This is a genomic window from Hydrogenophaga taeniospiralis (assembly GCF_020510445.1).
GTDB lineage: Bacteria > Pseudomonadota > Gammaproteobacteria > Burkholderiales > Burkholderiaceae_C > Hydrogenophaga.
This window is the reverse complement of sequence record NZ_JAHBAG010000001.1, coordinates 3,523,744-3,540,724: the sequence shown is the minus strand read 5'-3', so window position 1 is coordinate 3,540,724 and position 16,981 is coordinate 3,523,744. Positions and strand designations below refer to the sequence as shown.

Genomic DNA, 16,981 nt, shown 5'->3' with positions numbered 1-16,981 from the left:
CATGCACGACGGCTACTACCTGATGCTCGACGCGTTCGCGCGCGGCATCGAGCCCGACTCGAACCTGCCGGTCGATGTCTGGGCAGACCGTCACATGATCGTGCCCAAGGAAACCGGCGCCAGCGAGCCCGGCCCCTACAAGACCAGCCGCACGCCACACGCCCGCATGGTCATGCAGGCCCTGAGTGCCGACCACCCGTGCAAGCGCATCGTGGTCATGGGTGCATCGCAGATGCTCAAGACCCAGGTGGCGCTCAACTTCCTGGGCGAGACCGTGCACCAGCGCCCGAAGAACTTTCTCTGGGTCGTGCCCACCGGAAAACTGCACAAGCGCGCCGCCGCTCGCATCGACAAGATGGTCGCCGCCGTTCCCGTGCTGCGTGAGCGCTTCGCCCGACCGGCCTCGCGCGTCTCGACCAACAACAACGACATCAAGGCATACCCCGGCGGCGCGCTGTACATCGCCACCGCCGGCGCCGCGGCCAACCTTTCCGAGCTATCCGTCACCTACGTGGTGTACGACGAGGTAGACCGGAGCAAAGACAACGTCGGCGGCGAAGGATCACCCGACGAGCTGGTCGAAACCCGCCAGACCAGCCACCAGCGCGACAAGAAAACCTACTACCCCAGCTCGCCCACCATCGAAGGCGAAAGCCCGATCCAGACGCTGCACGATCGCGGCACCCAGCGTGTCGCCCTCGCCGAGTGCATTCACTGCGGCGAAGCCCAGTCGCTGGAATTCTTCGACGACAACGGCGCCCCGCGCCTGATCCGCAGCGACGATGGCAAACAGGCGTTCTACCCCTGCACCGTGTGCGGTGGCTTGCACAGCGAGGGCGACAAGACACGCATGTTTGCCCGCGGCCTCTGGAGCGAGGGTGTCCCTGGCGACGGAGAGACCGAGAGCTTCCAAATCTCCGGCATGTTCCTGCCTTACGGCTGGCTCCCCTGGGTCGCTCTGCTCAACCAGTACGAGAAAGCAAAGGCACAGCTTGAGGAGGGCAGCGAAGAGTCGATGATCGTGTTCTACAACACGCGCCTCGCCAAGTGCTGGGCGCGCAGCAAAGAGACGACGCGCTACGAAGGCCTCATGGCCCGCGCCGAAACCTACCGCCTGGGCGGCGTGCCCGCCGGCGGCGTGATGCTCACCGCCGCCATCGACGTGCAGGCCTACCGCCTCGAATTCCAGGTGATGGCCTGGGGCGATGGCATGGAATGCTGGGTGATCGACTACCAGGTGATCCACGGCGACCCCGCCAGCCAGCAGACCTGGGACAAGGCCGACGAGCTGCTCAAGGCCCGGTACCGCCACGCCAGCGGCGCCCTCATGAACATCAGCGCCGCCTTCGTGGACTCCGGTGGCCACCACACCCAGGAGGTCTACACCTTCACCCAGGCCCGCCGGCACCGCAACATCTACGCCGTCAAGGGCGACGCCAACAAGAAGAACCGCCCCATCGTCGGCAACAAACCCAGCAACGTGGGCGTGGACAAACGCGGCAAGGTCGAGCGCAACGGCGTCAAGCTCTGGATCATCGGCACCGACACCGCCAAAGACTACCTGCAGACCCGGTGGGGCAGGGCGCAAGGCCCCGGCGCCATGCACTTCAGCCAGTCTCTGCCTGAAAGCTGGTTCAAAGGCCTCACCGCCGAATACCGCACCAGCGGCTTCAAGCGCGGGCGCAAGGTCAGCTGGTGGGAACAGAAGAAGGGCGAGCCCAACGAGCCGTTGGACTTGAGCGTGTACAACCTCGCCGCCGCCTTCATGCTCGGCCTGCACCGCAAAAGCGAACACGCCTGGCAGCTGCTGCGCGATCGCCTCGTGCCCGCCGTGGGCGACCTCTTCGACCAGGAGCAACACCGCCCCATCGATGTGGACACCGAAAGCCCGGCAGCGGCCGAGCCCGGCACCACGCCACCGCCACCAGCCACCCGGGCCGGCCCCGCGCCCACCGCTGGATCTCCTGCCGTCGTCAATGGCCGCATCTCCCTGGGCGGCTTGCGCCGTGGTGGCAAATGAGCACCAAGCCCGACGGCCGAGGCCTCGACCCCGAACCCGACATCCTGCAGGTCGTGCTGCTGCGCGTGCGCGCCGCCACCCCCCTGCTCACCGACGAGCAAGCCCGCCAGATCGAAGACGACGTGCGCGCCGAACTCGGCGGCCTGCGCGTGCGCATCCCCAAGCGCAAGAAGCACCCCAGCCGCGAGCAGCGCCAGGCCATCTTCCAGGAAGCCATGGGCAATGCCAGCGACGAAGAGCTGACCGATCGGCACGGCATCAGCCGCCGCTCGCTCTACCGCTACGTCAAGTTGGGATCGGGCAATTGATGTGCCAATTTGGCCTATTTTCCGCAGCGCCTGCTGCCTACCATCGCCCAACATAGGAGTCCATCAACCATGGCCGGAATCACCCTCGCCCAAGCCCAGGCCCAGCTCGACGCCTACCTGGCCGCCGAAACCGCCGCGCTCGCCAACAAGTCCTACGAGATCGCCGGCCGCAAGCTCACGCGCCAAGACCTCACGCAGATCCAGCAAGGCATCAGCCTGTGGAGCGCCCGCGTGAGCCAGCTCACCGCCAGCGCCTCCCGCCGTGGCCGCTCCGCAACCATGGTGCGCTGAACATGAAAGCCAGGACCCCACGCAAACCCCTGGTCGAAGCCAACCTGCTCGACAAGGCCATCGCCTACTTCAACCCCAAGCTCGCGCAGCGCCGCCAGCACGCACGCGAAGTGCTCGCGCTCTCCGGCGGATACACCGGCGCCCGCGTGGACCGTGCTGCCCTGGCCAACTGGCGCACCAGCGCCGGCTCGCCCAACACCGACATCATCGGCGACCTGCCCATGCTGCGCTCGCGCAGCCGCGACCAGATGCGCAACGCCCCCATTGCCCTGGGCGCGCTCAACATCACCGCCAGCCACAGCGTCGGCACCGGCCTCAGCTGCAACCCCGCCATCAACGCCGCCATCCTCGGCCTGAGCGACGAAGCCGCCGAAGCGTGGCAACTCAAAACCCGCGCACGCTTTGAAGTCTGGGCGCGCAGCAAGGCCTGCACCCTCGACCGTCGCCAAGACTTCTACCAGCTGCAGGGCCTCGACTACCGAAGCACCAAGGAGAGCGGAGACAGCTTTGTGCTCACCCCGTTGATGGAGCGTGACGGCCAGCGCATGCTGGTGCTGCAACTCATTGAAGCCGACCGCGTGTGCAACCCAGACCGCAAGGCCGACACCGAAACCCTCGTGGATGGCATCGAGCTATCCCCCGAGACGGGCGAGGCCGTCGCTGTGCACGTGGCCAAACACCACCCGGGTGACCGGCTGGTGAAGAACACCTGGGAGCGCCGAGAGGTTCGAGGCGCCAACACCGGCCGCCGCAACGTGCTGCACAGCTACAAACTCCTGCGCCCCGGGCAAGTGCGCGGCGTGCCATGGATCGCCCCCATCCTGGAGCCGCTCAAGCAGCTGAGCCAGTACACCGACGCCGAACTCAAGGCGGCCGTCGACTCCGCCGTGACCAGCTTCTTTACGGAGATGGACCCCGATGCCTTCGCCGAGCTGTATGACGAATCTGCTCAGGACAAGCTGATCGCCGAAGGTCAGAAGTGGGATGGCAACGTCGCCGGCAACAACAAGGTGGTCAACCTGCTGCCCGGCGAGGAAATCAAGAACCTCACCCCGGGCCGGCCAAACCCCCAGTTCGACCCCTTTGTGCTCGCCATCCTGCGGCAGATCGGCGCCGCGCTGGAGATCCCGTTCGAGGTGCTGATCATGCACTTCCAGAGCAGCTACACGGCGGCGCGCGGCGCCTTCATGATGGCCTGGAAGTTCTTCCGCATGGAGCGCGACATGGTGGTCACTGAGAAGTGCCAGCCGGTGTACGAACTGTGGCTTGAAAACGAAGTGTCGCAAGGCCTCATCAGCGCCCGCGGCTTCTTCGCCGACCCCATCGTGCGCGCAGCCTGGTGCGGCGCCGTGTGGACAGGCGACGGCCCCGGCAGCGTGGACCCGGGCAAAGACGTGGCCGCTGCCGAAAAGCGCGTGGCCCTCGGCATCAGCACCAAGCAGGCTGAGAGCATCCTGCACGACGGCGTGGACTGGGAGACCAAGCACCGCCAGCGCGTGAAAGAGACCAACGCCGAGAAGCGCGACGGCATCTGGGCCGCGCCTCCCGGCTCGCCAGCGCCAGAGCAGAACGCGCAGCCTGCCCGCACCAGCAGCAACGGCAGCGACGACGACACCGAAACCGATTGAGTTGTGCCAATTTGGCCTATTTTTAAAAGGCCTGCATTTTCACAATCGCGGCACTGAATCCAACCAGTGACCGCGCAATGAAACTCACCGAACTGCTCACCTCGCCTTGGGCCATCCTCCCGGACAGCCTGCGCGAGATCCAGCAGATCTACGCCACCCACCTCAAGGGCGACAAGATCGACATCCCGTCGCTCGAAGCGCGCCTCGGCCGCCCGCTCGCCAACGAGCAGCAGCGCTACCAGGTGCGCGAAGGCGGTGTGGCCGTGTTGCCCATCGAAGGTGTGATCGCCCCCAAGGCCAACCTCTTCACCGAGATCAGCGGCGGCGCATCGGCGCAGATGCTCACGCAGCAAGTGCTCAGCGCCGCAGCCGACAGCCGCGTCAAAGGCCTGGTGCTCAGCATCGACTCTCCCGGCGGCAGCGTCTTCGGCACCCCCGAGCTGGCCGCCGCGATCTCGCAGGTGTCGCGCGAGAAGCCCGTGGTCTCTGTGAGCGACGCCACCATGGCCAGCGCCGCCTACTGGATCGGCTCCGCCGCCAACGCCGTGTACATCACCGGCCCCACCGTCAACGTCGGCAGCATCGGCGTGTACACCCGCCTCGGCGTCAGCCAGGCCGACCCGACCGCCACCGAGTTCGTGCGCGGCAAATACAAGCGCAGCGCCATCAACGGTCAGGCCCCGAGCGCCGAATACATGGCCTATTTCGAGGCCCGCCTCGACCACCTGTACAGCGTGTTCGTCGACACCGTTGCCGCGCAGCGCGGCGTGTCCAGCGAGCAGGCTCTCGAACACATGGCCGACGCCCGCGAGTTCATCGGCCAGCAAGCCATCGACGCAGGCCTCGCCGACGGCTTCGCCACCGTTGACGCCATCGTCGAACGCATGGCCACCAATCCAGCCCAGTACGCCAACCGCCGCAAGGCCGTGTTTGCGCTGGGCGGACTGTCTGCCGAGCCAGCCGGTGTGCTGGCCGGCGGCACCCCCCAGCCCACCGAGCCGGTGTTGCTCGGCGCCCCTGACCCCACCCAAGGAAAACCCACCATGACCATCACCCGTGAACAGATCGCGGCCGAAGCGCCCGAGCTGCTGCAGGCCCTCATGGCCGAAGGTGCGAGCGCCGAGCGCGAACGCATCCAGGCCGTCGAAGCCCAACTCATCCCCGGCCACGAAGCCCTGATCGCCTCGCTCAAGTTCGACGGCAAGTCCGGCCCCGGCGAAGCCGCCATGGCCATCAACGCCGCCGAGCGCAACCTGCGCACCGCAGCCGCCCAGGCCGCCGCCGCCGAAGCGCCCAAGCCCGTCGCCATCGTGCCCGGCGCCACCATCACCGCCGTGCTGCCCAGCGCCGCAGAGCAAGCCGCCGCAGCCGCTGCGGGCGCCGGTGTCGATGCATCACTGCCGCTGGAAGACCGCTGCAAAGCGGCCTGGGACAAAGACGCGAACCTGCGCAAGGAGTTCAGCTCCGTCGGCGCGTTCACCGCGTTCACCAAAGCCACCGAAGAAGGCCGCGCTCGCATCTTCGCGCGCGGCTGAACTCCCCCTGACACAAGGAAGCCCACATCATGACCACGCTCGCCGCTGACACCCCCCGCGCCTACGAACTCGGCACCATCGAAGAGTACCCGGTGGTTGCCACCGACATCATCTACGAAGGTGCCGCCGTGGGTGAAAACGCCTCCGGTTACGCCCGCCCCCTGGTGGCCGTTGACCCCTTCCTCGGCTTCGCCGAATCCAAAGCCGACAACTCGGCCGGCGCCGCTGGCGCGGTCAACGTGCGTGTCAAGACGCGCGGCAAGGTGCAGCTGGCCGTGGCCGGTGCCACGGCCATCACCGCCAACGACCGCCCCATCGTCTACGCGCTCGACGACAACAGCTTCACCCTCACCAGCACCAGCGCCACCGCCATCGGCCGCGTCTCGCGCTGGGTCTCCAGTGGTGTGGCCATCGTCGAATTCGACGCGCTCACCGCCGCCTCGCTGTAAGCCCAGGCCGCAGCCCACCCAACACGCACAACACCCACTGAAGGAAACACATCATGAGTGCACAAGGCCTTTCCAGCCGCGCCATCATCGGCGAGTTCTACAACACCCTCGAACAGGACATGGGGGGTCTGTGGATTCCCCAGGTCTCGAACCTGTTCGACTCCGACCAGGAGTCCGAGACCTACAAGTGGCTGGGCCAGTCGCCCACCATGCGTGAGTGGATTGGCGGTCGCCAAGCCAAGGGCTTCACCAGCGAAGGCGTCACCATCGCCAACAAAGACTTTGAAGCCACGCTCGAAGTCCTGGTGAAGGAAATGCGCCGCGACAAAACCGGGCAGGTCATGGTCCGCGTTCGCGAGCTGGCTCAGCGCACCAACGCCCACTGGGCCAAACTGCTGAGCCAGCTGATCATCGCTGCCGAATCCGGCGTCTGTTACGACGGCCAGTACTTCTTCGACACCGATCACGCCGAAGGCGACAGCGGCACCCAGTCGAACGACCTGACCCACGACGTCACCACGCCCACCGCGCCCACCGCCGGTGAAGCCGAGGCCGCCATCCTGAAAGCCGTGCAAGCCATCCTGGGCTTCAAGGACAACCAGGGCGAGCCCATGAATGAGAACGCCCGCGAGTTCCTGATCATGACGCCCATCCCGCTCATGAACAGCGTGGCCGGCGCCATCGGTGCCAGCGTCATCATGGACGGCGCTTCGGTCTCCCGCACCAACACCATCCTCACGCTGGGCACTCTGGGCGGCTTCACCATGCGCATGGCCGCCAACGCCCGCCTGACCTGGACCGACAAGATCTCCGTCTTCCGCACCGACGCCGAGACCAAGGCCTTCATCCGTCAGGAAGAAGAAGCCGTGTCCATCAGCGCGGTGGCCGAAGGCTCGGAGCTGGAGTTCAACGAGAACAAGCACCGCTACGGCGTCAAGGCCAGCCGCAACGTCGGCTACGGCTACTGGCAGCGCGCCGCCCTGGTGACCCTGACCTGATCGGACCACCCGCCATGAAATACATCGCCCTCTCGGTGGTGGCCTTCGCGGCGGGTGCCGAGCTCGGTCTCAGCAAAGACCAGGCCAGCGCCCGCCGCCACGCCCTCACCCCCAACCCCGACCGCAAAGGCTGGTACCAGGCCACCGGTGCCCTGCAGCTCAAGGCCGGCGAAGAGTTCCAGTACGACGGCGAACTGCCCAAGGGCATGGCCGAGTCGCTGGAAGCGGTGAAGAAAGCCAAGGCCGGCAAGGCCGAGGCCGAAGCAACCGCCAAAGCCGAAGCCCTCGCCGCCGCTGAAAAAGCCGTGGCCGAAGCCGAAGCCATGCTCGCCGCCGCCGCTGACGACGCCGCCAAAGCCGCCGCCCAGGCGGCGCTCGACCGCGCCGCCGCAGCCCTCGCTGCCCTGAAAGGCTGAGCGCCATGCCATTCGTCGAAGACCTCACCCCCTTCCTGCAGGAGTCCGAGTTCAGCACCACCGCGCTGATCGTGACTACCAACGTGGAAGTGCAAGTCATCTTCGACGACGGGTATGAAACCGGCCTCGGCGGCGCCTTTGAATCCAGCCAGCCCACCGCCTTGGGCGCCACGCAAGACCTGCAGGGCCTCGGCCACGGCAGCGTCTTGATGTTGCCCAGCGCGGTGGGCTCGCCGACCCTGGTGGCCTTCAATGTCGTCAACGTGCAGCCCGATGGCACCGGCATGACGCGCCTGCTGCTGGAGCGCCAGCCGTGAGCACCGCGTTCAAGCTGCTGATCGACGGCCTGGCCGCCCCATTGGAGCTGGCACATCCCGGCGTCACCGTCTACCGCAACCGCCGCCGCCCCGTCAGCCAGAGCGAGAGCAAGGCCATCTTCGTGCGCCTGGCCGGATCACAGCGCCAGCCCGACGCGCCCCTCGGCGCTACCGACTGGGAAACCCTGGTCGAAGTGGAGGCAGCGGCCCGAGCCACCAGTGGAGCACAAGACCCCGCCGACGCGGTGGATGACATGGTCGCCAGCTGCTGGGCCACCCTGCTCGCCGCGCCCCTTGGACTGCCAGACGTGACCGACATCGACTCCGCGCCAGACCTGCGCTGGGAGTTCGACGCCCTCGAAACCCCGCTCGCCTCGGCCACCTTCCGCCTCGTGGTGCGCCACCGCACCCAAGCCAACACCCTCACCCCCTGGAGCGCATAGACATGCCCGCCCCCAAAGACACCGCCGCCCCTGCCGCGTCCGACCGCTTGCCCCAGTCCGGTGGCAGCTACATCCGCCAGCCCGATGGCGCGCTCGTGCTCCAGAAGACCAAGGTCGACCTGTCTGCCCTGGTGGCGGCAAAGGCGGCCGCTGCAGACCGCAAACCCACCGAACCCACCAGCACCCCACAGGAGTAACCCGCCATGGCCCGCAAAACCCGACTCTCCGCCATCCTCGCCAAGATCGAGACCACCTACGGCACCGACGCCGTGCCCACCGGCGCTGACAACGCCGTGTTGATCAGCGACCCCACCTTCGGCCACACCTACAACAACCAGCCGCGCAACAACATCAAGTCGTACCTCGGCGGTGATGAAGAACTGGTGGGCACGCGCTACGTCACCTGTTCGTTCTCCGTCGAAATCAGCGGCTCCGGCGCCGCCGGCACTGCGCCTGCCTGGGGCCCGCTGCTGCGTGCCTGCGGCATGGCCGAAACCGTTTCGGCTGGTGCCCGTGTGGAATACAACCCCATCAGCAGCGCATTCGAATCGCTGACCATCTACTACCACCGCGACGGCGTGGTACACAAGGCGCTGGGTTGCCGCGGCACCGCCGAATTCAACCTGGAAGAGGGCTCCATCCCCAAGATGGTCTTCAACTTCACGGGACTGGACGGCGGCCCCGCCGAAGCCAGCAACCCCACGCAAACCCTCACCGCGTGGAAGACCCCCGTTGTTGTCACCACGGCCAACAGCGCGGCCGTCAAGCTCGGCTGCACCTACGCCACGGGCGCCCTCTCCGGTGGCACCGAGTTCTGCAGCCGCGGCCTCATGCTCAACCTGGGCAACGAGGTGCAGTACAGCTCCATGCTCGGCCCGTGCACCGAGGTTGACATCCCCAACCGCGCCTCCACTGGCTCCCTGCAGCTCGATCTGGACGCCGCTGCCGAAGTGGCCGCCTACGCCGCCATCAGCGCCAACACGCTCACCTCTGTGGGCCTGGTGCATGGCACCGCGGCCGGCGCCAAGGTGCTGGTGTTCGCGCCCGCCGTGCAGCGCATCAACCCCACTCAGCAGGACTACAACGGCCGCATCCAGATCGGCATGGACCTGCGCGCCCTGCCGCTCACGGGCAACGACGAAATCCGCATCGTCGCTCTGTGATCGCCTCAACAACAACACCAACCCGGAGCAACTGACACATGGCCTTCAAACTCGCCATCGGCGACATCATCGACTTCCCCGTGCACCTGAAGTTGCGCGACGGTGGAAGCTTCAAAGACTTCAAGTTCAGCTTGCTGGCCAAGCGCATCGACTCCGCGCAGGCCAATGAGCTCATGACCTCCGGCACCACGCTGGGGGATCTGACCATCGACGAATTCCTGCGGGAAAAAGTGACCGGTTGGCGTGGTCAGGCCCTGGTGCTCACCGAAGACAACCAGCCGGCGCCTTACAGCGTAGAAGCGTTTTCCTCGCTCCAGGAACTGCCTGGTGCGAGCCTGACGATGTATCAGGCGTACCTGAATGCCGTGGTGGCCAGCAACGGCGCCAAAGGGGTGCAAAAAAACTAGCGGACGCCGTGCGCCTTTGGGCGCTCGGCAAGCTCGACACCAGTGCCCGCCATGACGCTGACGATGCCACCGACCCAGACGACAGCGTCGACGAACTCGACGCCGCCGCCGCCTCCTTTGGCCTTCGCGTGGTCGGCCCCAGGCCAACCGAGGAAGCGTTCTGGCTGTGGCCTGAAACCCTGCCGTACTGGTTTGCCTGGCACCAGGTGCAAACGCAGTGGCGATGGCTCTCTGACATGCGGGCGGCTCGGCGCACGGGCCTGGACTATGCCGGCGTCGAGCGCTGGCTCGCCACCCACGGCTGGGCCCACCGCCGGCAGCGCAGCCTGCGCGCCGCCATGGACGCCATTGCCGTTGCAGAGCGCGCCGCGCTGACCGTGTGGTCTGAATCCTGAGACTGACCGCAGACACCACCACCACCACCCCGCAACACCCCAGCCGGAACACACAGCATGGCAAACACCACCACCGCCCGCATCAAGCTTGCGCTCGAAGGGGCAGGCGCGGTAGAGCGCGGCCTTGACAGAGTGGAAAAGAGTGTTGGGTCGGCGGGGAAGGCCATGAAGCTCTTCACTGGGTTGACTGGTGGTCTTAGTGCGGCCGTTGTTGTGTCGGAGTTGGTCCGAGTCCAGCGTGAATTCGACGTCATCAACTCCAGCTTGATCACCGTCACAGGCAGCAGCGCCAGGGCGGCAAAGGAATTCGCCTGGATCAAGACCTTTGCGGCAACCACGCCCTACAGCCTCAACGAGGTGACGAACGCGTTCATCAAGATGAAGTCGCTCGGCATGGATGCGAGCGAGAAGGCGTTGCGCAGCTACGGCAATACCGCCAGCGCCATGGGCAAGGGCCTGAATCAGATGATCGAGGCCGTGGCGGACGCAGCCACGGGCGAGTTTGAGCGCCTGAAAGAGTTCGGCATCCGGGCGAAGAAGGACGGCGACCAGGTGGCGCTTACGTTTCGTGGCGTCACCACCTCCATCGGGAACAACGCGGCCGAGATCTCTGAGTACCTGCAGCGCATCGGCAATGTGGATTTCGCCTCCGCGATGGATGAGCGCGCTCGCACGCTCGACGGCGCCATCAGCAACCTGGCCGACAGCTGGAATTCCTTGGTCTTGAGCGTGAGCCAGGGCGGCATTGGCGCTGCCATGGCAAACGACACCCGGGCCGTCAGTACCACCATGAGTGTGATGACGGAAGCCATGCAGTCGGCGAATACGGCTGGTGGCGGGGCCATCCGCCAGTTGGCCGATGGTGCGGGCGTGTTGCTCGGTCGGGCTGCTTTTGGCGGCCTGGCTGGGGTGTTCAACACCTTCAACTGGTCCGTCAACGCGCTCACCGGTGATGTTTTCGATCTCAATGAAAACATCAGCCTGATGCCCGACAACCTCAAGACGATGGCGGAACAGACCGCCAGCGCCAACGCCAAGTTGGTGGAGGCTCGCCGGGAGTACGGTGAACTGGCCGATCTATTGGCGGTGGCTCCTGACGACATCTGGACCAAAAGTAGGATTCACCGGCTCTCGCTCTACATCGCAAAACTGGAAGAGGCGCAAGACAAGCAGGCCGCGCTGCAAGGGCGTGCGCTGCAGTCGCTTGCCGGTGTTGACACCCGAGCCGAAGACGCCAGGCTTGGGCGCTTCGTCGCCAGAGCCAACGCATCTGATGGGCTGGACGCGCTGCGGGTCGCGTACAGCGGCCTGCGTGGGTCCGTGGCCGATTACACGAGGGACCTCAACGCCGCCCAGGCGGCGCGTGCCAACGGCTTGTTGACCGAGCAGGCCTATGTCGAGATCGTCGGGAAGATCGCATCGAAGTATGGGCAGGTCGAAAAAGCCGGCGCAGCGGCCAAAAGAGCAAAGGACGAATTTGCCGAGCTGTACAACAAGATCACGGCCAAAGACGTCGGGCTCGACCCGTCGTTCTACGCCGACCTGAACACGCTCTACGCCGGCTACCAGAAGGGCCGCATCGGCGTCGATGAGTACCGCACCGCGGTGGAAAACCTCGTGGGCACGCAGCGCTTCGCTGCCGAGGCCGCCCAGGCGCTGGCCAAACTGCAGGAGGAAGACGCCAAGGCCAACGCCGCTGCCGTCGAGACCCAGCAGGCAGCAGCCGCATCGCTGCAAGAGCAGGTGGCCAAAGAGCGCGAGCTGATCGAGGTGATGGGCCTGAGCACCTCGCAGGTGGCAGCACTGGAGGCCGCGAAGCTCGAAGAGACGGCGGCCACCAAACTGCGCCTGGCCGCGCTGGCCGACGAAATCGACTGGTCTGGCCAGATGGGCGAGGCCTACCGCAAAGAGGCCGAGCAGCTCAACACGCTGGCCAACCTCAAGCGCCAGGGGTCTGCCAAGCAAGAGGCGGTTGACGCGGCCGAGAAGGCGAAGGCGGCCTGGCAAAAAACCGCAGACTCCATTGAACAAAGCCTCACCGACGCGCTGATGCGCGGCTTCGAGAGCGGCGACAGCTTCGGTGACAACTTCGCCAAGTCCCTGGTCAACACCTTCAAAACCTACGTGGCCCGCGAGCTGGCCACAACGCTTTCGCGATCGCTCCTGTCGGCCTTCTCCGGCAACGCGCAGGGCGGGGGTGACTGGCTGTCCGCGCTGGCGGGCTTGTTCGGCGGCGGTGGTGGCCAGGCGTCTGGTGGCGGCAACCTGGCGAACACCGCCCAGCAGCTCTACGGCGCCTGGTCTGGCCAGGGCACCACCAGCATGGCCGGTGGTGGCGGTGGCGGCATCAACTGGATCGACGCGGCCCAGCAGCTCTACGGCGCCTGGACGGGCTCCGGCAGCACGGCCGCTATCGCGTCCACCGCAGGCACCGTGAACACCACGACGCTGGCTGGCGTCAACGCCGCATCTGCCGGGTCAACAGGCGTGGCCGGCGCGTCCACCGCATCAACTGCCGGGGCGGGAGCTGGGGCCGCGAGCGCGGGCGCCAGTTCGTGGGTGCCCATCATCGGCTGGATCTACGCCGCGCTCACCACCGCCAGCGGCCTGTACGACCGTGGCTACAACCGCCAGGCGCTCAAGGGTGAGGGCAGGTCTGCGGTGTACGAAGGCTCCCTGGAAAACTTTCAGTACAAGCTCATGGAGAGCATCGGCATCACCGGCAAGTGGACCGAGATCATGACCGGCGCCACGCGCATGGCCACGCTGTTTGGTCGCCGTCTCAAAGCCTACGGCATGGAGGGCACTTTTGATGGCCAGGGCGGCATCAGCGCGCAGAACTACCAGCGCTACAAGGGCGGCCTGTTCCGCTCCAACAAGACCACGCGCAGCGAGATGGACCCCGAGCAGGCGGACCGTTTCACCACCGAATTGCGCAACCTGCAGGAAGGCACGGCCACCATGGCACGCGTGCTGGGCTACAGCAGCGAATCAATCGAGCAATTCGTCGGCTCCGTGCAGATCAATCTGCGCGGCCTGAGCGACACCGAGGCGGCTGAAAGGATGGCCGAAGAGCTGGAGAAGCTGCAGGTGCGCATGGCCGAGACTGTGCCCGGGCTGGAAAACTTCGGCGCCGTGCTCGAGGCCAACAACGCCCGGCTGGAGGCGGCCGGCATCAGCGCTGCCGGCATGGCCGACATCATCTCCCAAGGCATGCTGGGCCGCATGAGCGCTTCGCAGGTGGGCGAGCAGCTGAGCGAGATGGTGCTGGGTGGCATCTACAACACCATCGTCAGCCCGTTTGCTTCGCAAATTTCGCAAGCGTTCATGACGCAGATCATCGCCCCCATGATGCTCGCCGTGACCACGGGCGGGTCAATCTCCACCGCCATCAGCCAGGCGTCAATCGATGCTGTGATCGCAACGGCGAACCACGCGATCGAGACCCTAAACGCGATCTTGTCGGACCCGGAGTTTCAGGCGGGCATGCAGCGCCTGCAAGACTCCATCGGCACCATTTCTCACATCAGCGTCAAGTCGGCACCGAAGATCAAGGCCTACGGATCGGCCTTGAATTCGGCGGCCTCTCAGGCCAAAGCCGCAGCCGAAGCGCAGGCCCGCGCCGCCCAGGCCATCAAAGACACCTGGGCCGGCATCGCCGACACACTGCTTGATGAAATGCGCCGCATCCGTGGCGAGCTGCTGGGCGAGAGCCTGGCCGGCCAGTCCGTCACCATGGCCGACTTCGCCCTGGCCACGGCCGCCGCCCGCGCTGGCGACCAGCGTGCAGCCGAGGCCCTGCCCGAGCTGGCCCAGGCCGTGACCGACATGGCCAAGGCCACCGCCGAAACGCTGGCCCAGCAGCAGTACACCATGGCGTTCGTTTTCAACAGCCTGGCGCAGACGCGCGCCATCATCGGCCAGCGCGCCGGCATCAGCCTGCCAGCGTTCGCTGACGGGGGCATGCACTACGGCGGTGCCCGCATCGTGGGTGAGTACGAGCCAGAGCTGGAGGTTACTGGGCCAGCCCGCTACTGGACCGCGCAGCAGACCGGGCAGATGCTGGCCAGTGGCGGGGCCGATGTGGCCGGCGCCATCAGCAAGTTGGCCGACCGCATCGGCGGCCTGGAGAGGGCCATGGGCAAGGTGGTGGACAACACCGGCACGGCGGCCCGCGTGCTGGGCGACATGCAGTCAGACCAGCAGTTCGTGGGGGCGTCGTCATGAGTGGAGACACGGCCTTTCTGCTCGGCGCCACCATCACCGACGCGAACCTCGTGTCGTGCAGCGCGGCGGAGCCCGATACCACCCGCGTCATGCCCGATGGCACGGTGGGCGAGGTGCTGTTCAACCCGGCGACGAACTACGCCATCGGCGCCTACGCCTACAGCTCAGTCACCCACCGGGTCTACAAAAACGCAGCCGGCGGCGTGAACGCAGCCCAGCCACACACCGCGCCCACGCGCTGGATTGACGCCGGCCCCACCAACCGCTGGGCCTGGGCCGACTGGTACCGGTCCACCGCCACCACGGTGACGTCGGGCTCGCTCTCCATCGTCGTGCGCCCGGGCTCCATTTCCGACGTGGTGCTGTTCGGCCTGGAAGGGGTGGTCTCCGTGCGCGTTGAGGTGCTCGACGCGCCGGGCGGAAACCTCATCTTCGACCGCACCTACTCGCTGCTCTATTGGCCCAGCGGCGAGAGCCCGTGGATCACCTACTACTTCGACCTGCCCCAGGTGCGGCAGCAATTCGAGGTCAATGGCATCCAGCCGGCCAACGCCTCCCAAGTCACGCTCACGCTCACCGGCACCGCCGGCCAGCCGCTCAGCTTGGCCGCTGCGCTCTTCGGCCGCTACCAGGCTCTGGGCTGCGCAGAGTACGGCGCCAGCGCCCGCCAGCGCCCGTTTTCAAAGCTGGAAGAAGACGACTTTGGGAACGTCAAGATCTTGCGCCGCGGATTCACATCGGACATTCGCGCCGTGGCCTACATGGACACCTCCGAAGCCAACGCCATCAAGCGCGCGGTGGACAACGTGGCCGACGTGCCCGTGGCCCTGCGCATCTCGCGCGACGCGCGCTACGACTTCCTGCGCGGCTTCGGCCTGCTCACCGCCGAGGTGGAGGCCATTGCCCCGAACGATTCCAGAACATCCATCGAACTCAAAGGATTCAAATGACCACCCCAATCGCTCCCGTAGCCATCGCCGACCCGCTGGAGCTGCTGCCAGACCCGAGCGACCTCGACACCTGGCCGGTCCGCATGGCCGAAATGCACCGCTGGATGCGCGAGGACGCCTCGCCTGGCATGCAGCTGCTGGGCACCAGCGCCTACGCCAACGCCACGGCCGCGCTGGAAGCCGCCACCACCGCTTTGGCTGCGGCAAATTTCGTCGGCGCATGGTCCGGTCTCACCGGCGCCCTGGCCCTGGGGTCCGTGGTGAGCCACGGCGGCAAGCTCTGGCTGCTACTGGTCAACCTGGCTGACGTGACGGCCAGCCAGCCGACGACCGCTAACACGGACTGGATGGACCTGCTGTCCGCATCCTCGCACGCCTACTCCAACGGCGTCTCCGGCATGGCCGCGAGCACGGTGCAGGCCGCCATTGACGAGCTGGCCGGCGCGCAGAACAACGACAACTACCTCATCAACGGCGAGATGACCAGCGTCAGCCGTGGAGCTTCGTTCGCAGCGGTGGTTGACGGTCAGCCCACCATTGACCTCTGGAAGGTGGGCAAGAGCAATGCGGCAGCGCTCACGGTGTCGCAGGTGCAGAGCTGGGACCACCCCATCGTGCAGATTGATTCGCGGGGATTTATCGATGCGATGCGCATCGAGGTGACAACTGCGGATGCCACCATTTCAGCAGGCGATGTGCAGCTCATCTACCAGAACATCGTCGGCCGCAGGGCGCGCAGCCTGGTGAGCGATCTGCGCGGCTTCACCATTGGATTCTGGTACCGCAGCAACAAGGCCGGTGTGCACTGTGTCGCTTTCCGGAACGGTGGGTTCCTGCTCAGCTATGTAGCCGAATTCACGGTGGCCGTCAGCGGCGTTTGGGCGTTCTATTCGATCACCGTTCCGGCGCCCGTTCCATCGGGGTCTTCCTTCGGTTCTGGGTGGAATTTTCAGGACGGCGTTGGTCTGTCGGTGTCGTTCACGCTGGCCAACGGCACAACGCGTCAGACCACGGCCGGGTCGTGGCAGGCCGGAAGCTTTCTCTCTACATCCAGCCAGGTCAACGTGCTGGACACTATCGGTAATTACATCGAGGTGACGGGCGTGCGGCTGTACCGCGGCCTGACTGCAAAGGCGTACGCGTATGAGGATCAGGCTGTCACAAGGGCCAAGGTGCGGGAGTGGGTACGTGTTGGAGAGAAACTCTTTGTGGCCGGCGTGACCGCCAGCGGAGCGTCGACGGGCATCGGTGTCCCGCTCATGCCGCCCATGGCGGCAACGCCGTCGGTGGGATCGGTGACGGATTCGTCAGCTGGCGCGGTCGGTGCGCGCACTGCGTCGGCCACGGCGTCGTATTTCCAGGTGACTGCAGCAGGCACGTCGAGTGCCGGCTACATCATCAGCTACCAGGCCACGCTGTCGTGCGAGCTGTAGC

At 66.1% G+C, this 16,981-nt stretch carries 17 protein-coding genes; all 17 read left to right on the top strand.

Annotated elements, in window-relative coordinates:
* Position 1 precedes the first annotated feature (1 nt).
* Positions 2 to 2,020 carry a phage terminase large subunit family protein gene (locus KIH07_RS16930; RefSeq protein ID WP_226494737.1) on the top strand — a complete coding sequence of 673 codons (2,019 nt, stop codon included), beginning with the start codon at positions 2 to 4 and terminating at the stop codon, positions 2,018 to 2,020.
* Positions 2,017 to 2,328 (top strand): hypothetical protein, encoded by a 312-nt coding sequence (locus tag KIH07_RS16925; protein ID WP_226493084.1) that lies wholly within the window; start codon positions 2,017 to 2,019, stop codon positions 2,326 to 2,328. The genes KIH07_RS16930 and KIH07_RS16925 overlap by 4 nt, the downstream gene beginning before the upstream one ends.
* 69 nt (positions 2,329 to 2,397) lie before the next feature.
* Positions 2,398 to 2,619, top strand: coding sequence for a DUF6148 family protein (locus KIH07_RS16920; protein ID WP_226493083.1), 222 nt, complete (start codon positions 2,398 to 2,400; stop codon positions 2,617 to 2,619).
* A gap of 2 nt (positions 2,620 to 2,621) precedes the next feature.
* On the top strand, positions 2,622 to 4,247 hold the full coding sequence (locus KIH07_RS16915; RefSeq protein WP_226493082.1) for a phage portal protein: 1,626 nt from the start codon (positions 2,622 to 2,624) through the stop codon (positions 4,245 to 4,247).
* A 77-nt stretch (positions 4,248 to 4,324) separates the two neighbouring features.
* Positions 4,325 to 5,782 carry a S49 family peptidase gene (locus KIH07_RS16910; RefSeq protein WP_226493081.1) on the top strand — a complete coding sequence of 486 codons (1,458 nt, stop codon included), beginning with the start codon at positions 4,325 to 4,327 and terminating at the stop codon, positions 5,780 to 5,782.
* A 29-nt stretch (positions 5,783 to 5,811) separates the two neighbouring features.
* Positions 5,812 to 6,231 (top strand): hypothetical protein, encoded by a 420-nt coding sequence (locus KIH07_RS16905; protein WP_226493080.1) that lies wholly within the window; start codon positions 5,812 to 5,814, stop codon positions 6,229 to 6,231.
* 53 nt (positions 6,232 to 6,284) lie between these two features.
* Positions 6,285 to 7,229 (top strand): Mu-like prophage major head subunit gpT family protein, encoded by a 945-nt coding sequence (locus KIH07_RS16900; RefSeq protein WP_226493079.1) that lies wholly within the window; start codon positions 6,285 to 6,287, stop codon positions 7,227 to 7,229.
* Between the two features lie 14 nt (positions 7,230 to 7,243).
* Entirely contained in the window at positions 7,244 to 7,645 is a 402-nt protein-coding gene (locus KIH07_RS16895) for a hypothetical protein (RefSeq protein ID WP_226493078.1), read from the top strand.
* Positions 7,646 to 7,650: 5 nt separating this feature from the next.
* The gene (locus KIH07_RS16890) at positions 7,651 to 7,962 is read left to right on the top strand and encodes a hypothetical protein (RefSeq protein WP_226493077.1); all 312 of its coding nucleotides are present in this window, start codon (positions 7,651 to 7,653) and stop codon (positions 7,960 to 7,962) included.
* Positions 7,959 to 8,405, top strand: a complete 447-nt coding sequence (locus tag KIH07_RS16885) for a hypothetical protein (protein WP_226493076.1) — start codon at positions 7,959 to 7,961, stop codon at positions 8,403 to 8,405. Before KIH07_RS16890 ends, KIH07_RS16885 begins: the two co-directional genes overlap by 4 nt.
* A gap of 2 nt (positions 8,406 to 8,407) precedes the next feature.
* A complete protein-coding gene (locus tag KIH07_RS16880; RefSeq protein WP_226493075.1) occupies positions 8,408 to 8,602 on the top strand; it encodes a hypothetical protein in 195 nt (64 codons plus the stop codon).
* Between the two features lie 6 nt (positions 8,603 to 8,608).
* Entirely contained in the window at positions 8,609 to 9,568 is a 960-nt protein-coding gene (locus KIH07_RS16875) for a phage tail tube protein (protein WP_226493074.1), read from the top strand.
* A 38-nt stretch (positions 9,569 to 9,606) separates the two neighbouring features.
* Positions 9,607 to 9,975 (top strand): hypothetical protein, encoded by a 369-nt coding sequence (locus KIH07_RS16870; protein ID WP_226493073.1) that lies wholly within the window; start codon positions 9,607 to 9,609, stop codon positions 9,973 to 9,975.
* Positions 9,976 to 9,983: 8 nt separating this feature from the next.
* Positions 9,984 to 10,370, top strand: coding sequence for a DUF1799 domain-containing protein (locus tag KIH07_RS25495; protein ID WP_226493072.1), 387 nt, complete (start codon positions 9,984 to 9,986; stop codon positions 10,368 to 10,370).
* A gap of 57 nt (positions 10,371 to 10,427) precedes the next feature.
* Positions 10,428 to 14,597, top strand: coding sequence for a tape measure protein (locus tag KIH07_RS16860; protein WP_319004817.1), 4,170 nt, complete (start codon positions 10,428 to 10,430; stop codon positions 14,595 to 14,597).
* Positions 14,594 to 15,547, top strand: a complete 954-nt coding sequence (locus tag KIH07_RS16855) for a hypothetical protein (RefSeq protein ID WP_226493070.1) — start codon at positions 14,594 to 14,596, stop codon at positions 15,545 to 15,547. The genes KIH07_RS16860 and KIH07_RS16855 overlap by 4 nt, the downstream gene beginning before the upstream one ends.
* Positions 15,544 to 16,980 carry a hypothetical protein gene (locus KIH07_RS16850; protein ID WP_226493069.1) on the top strand — a complete coding sequence of 479 codons (1,437 nt, stop codon included), beginning with the start codon at positions 15,544 to 15,546 and terminating at the stop codon, positions 16,978 to 16,980. The genes KIH07_RS16855 and KIH07_RS16850 overlap by 4 nt, the downstream gene beginning before the upstream one ends.
* Position 16,981: the final 1 nt, after the last annotated feature.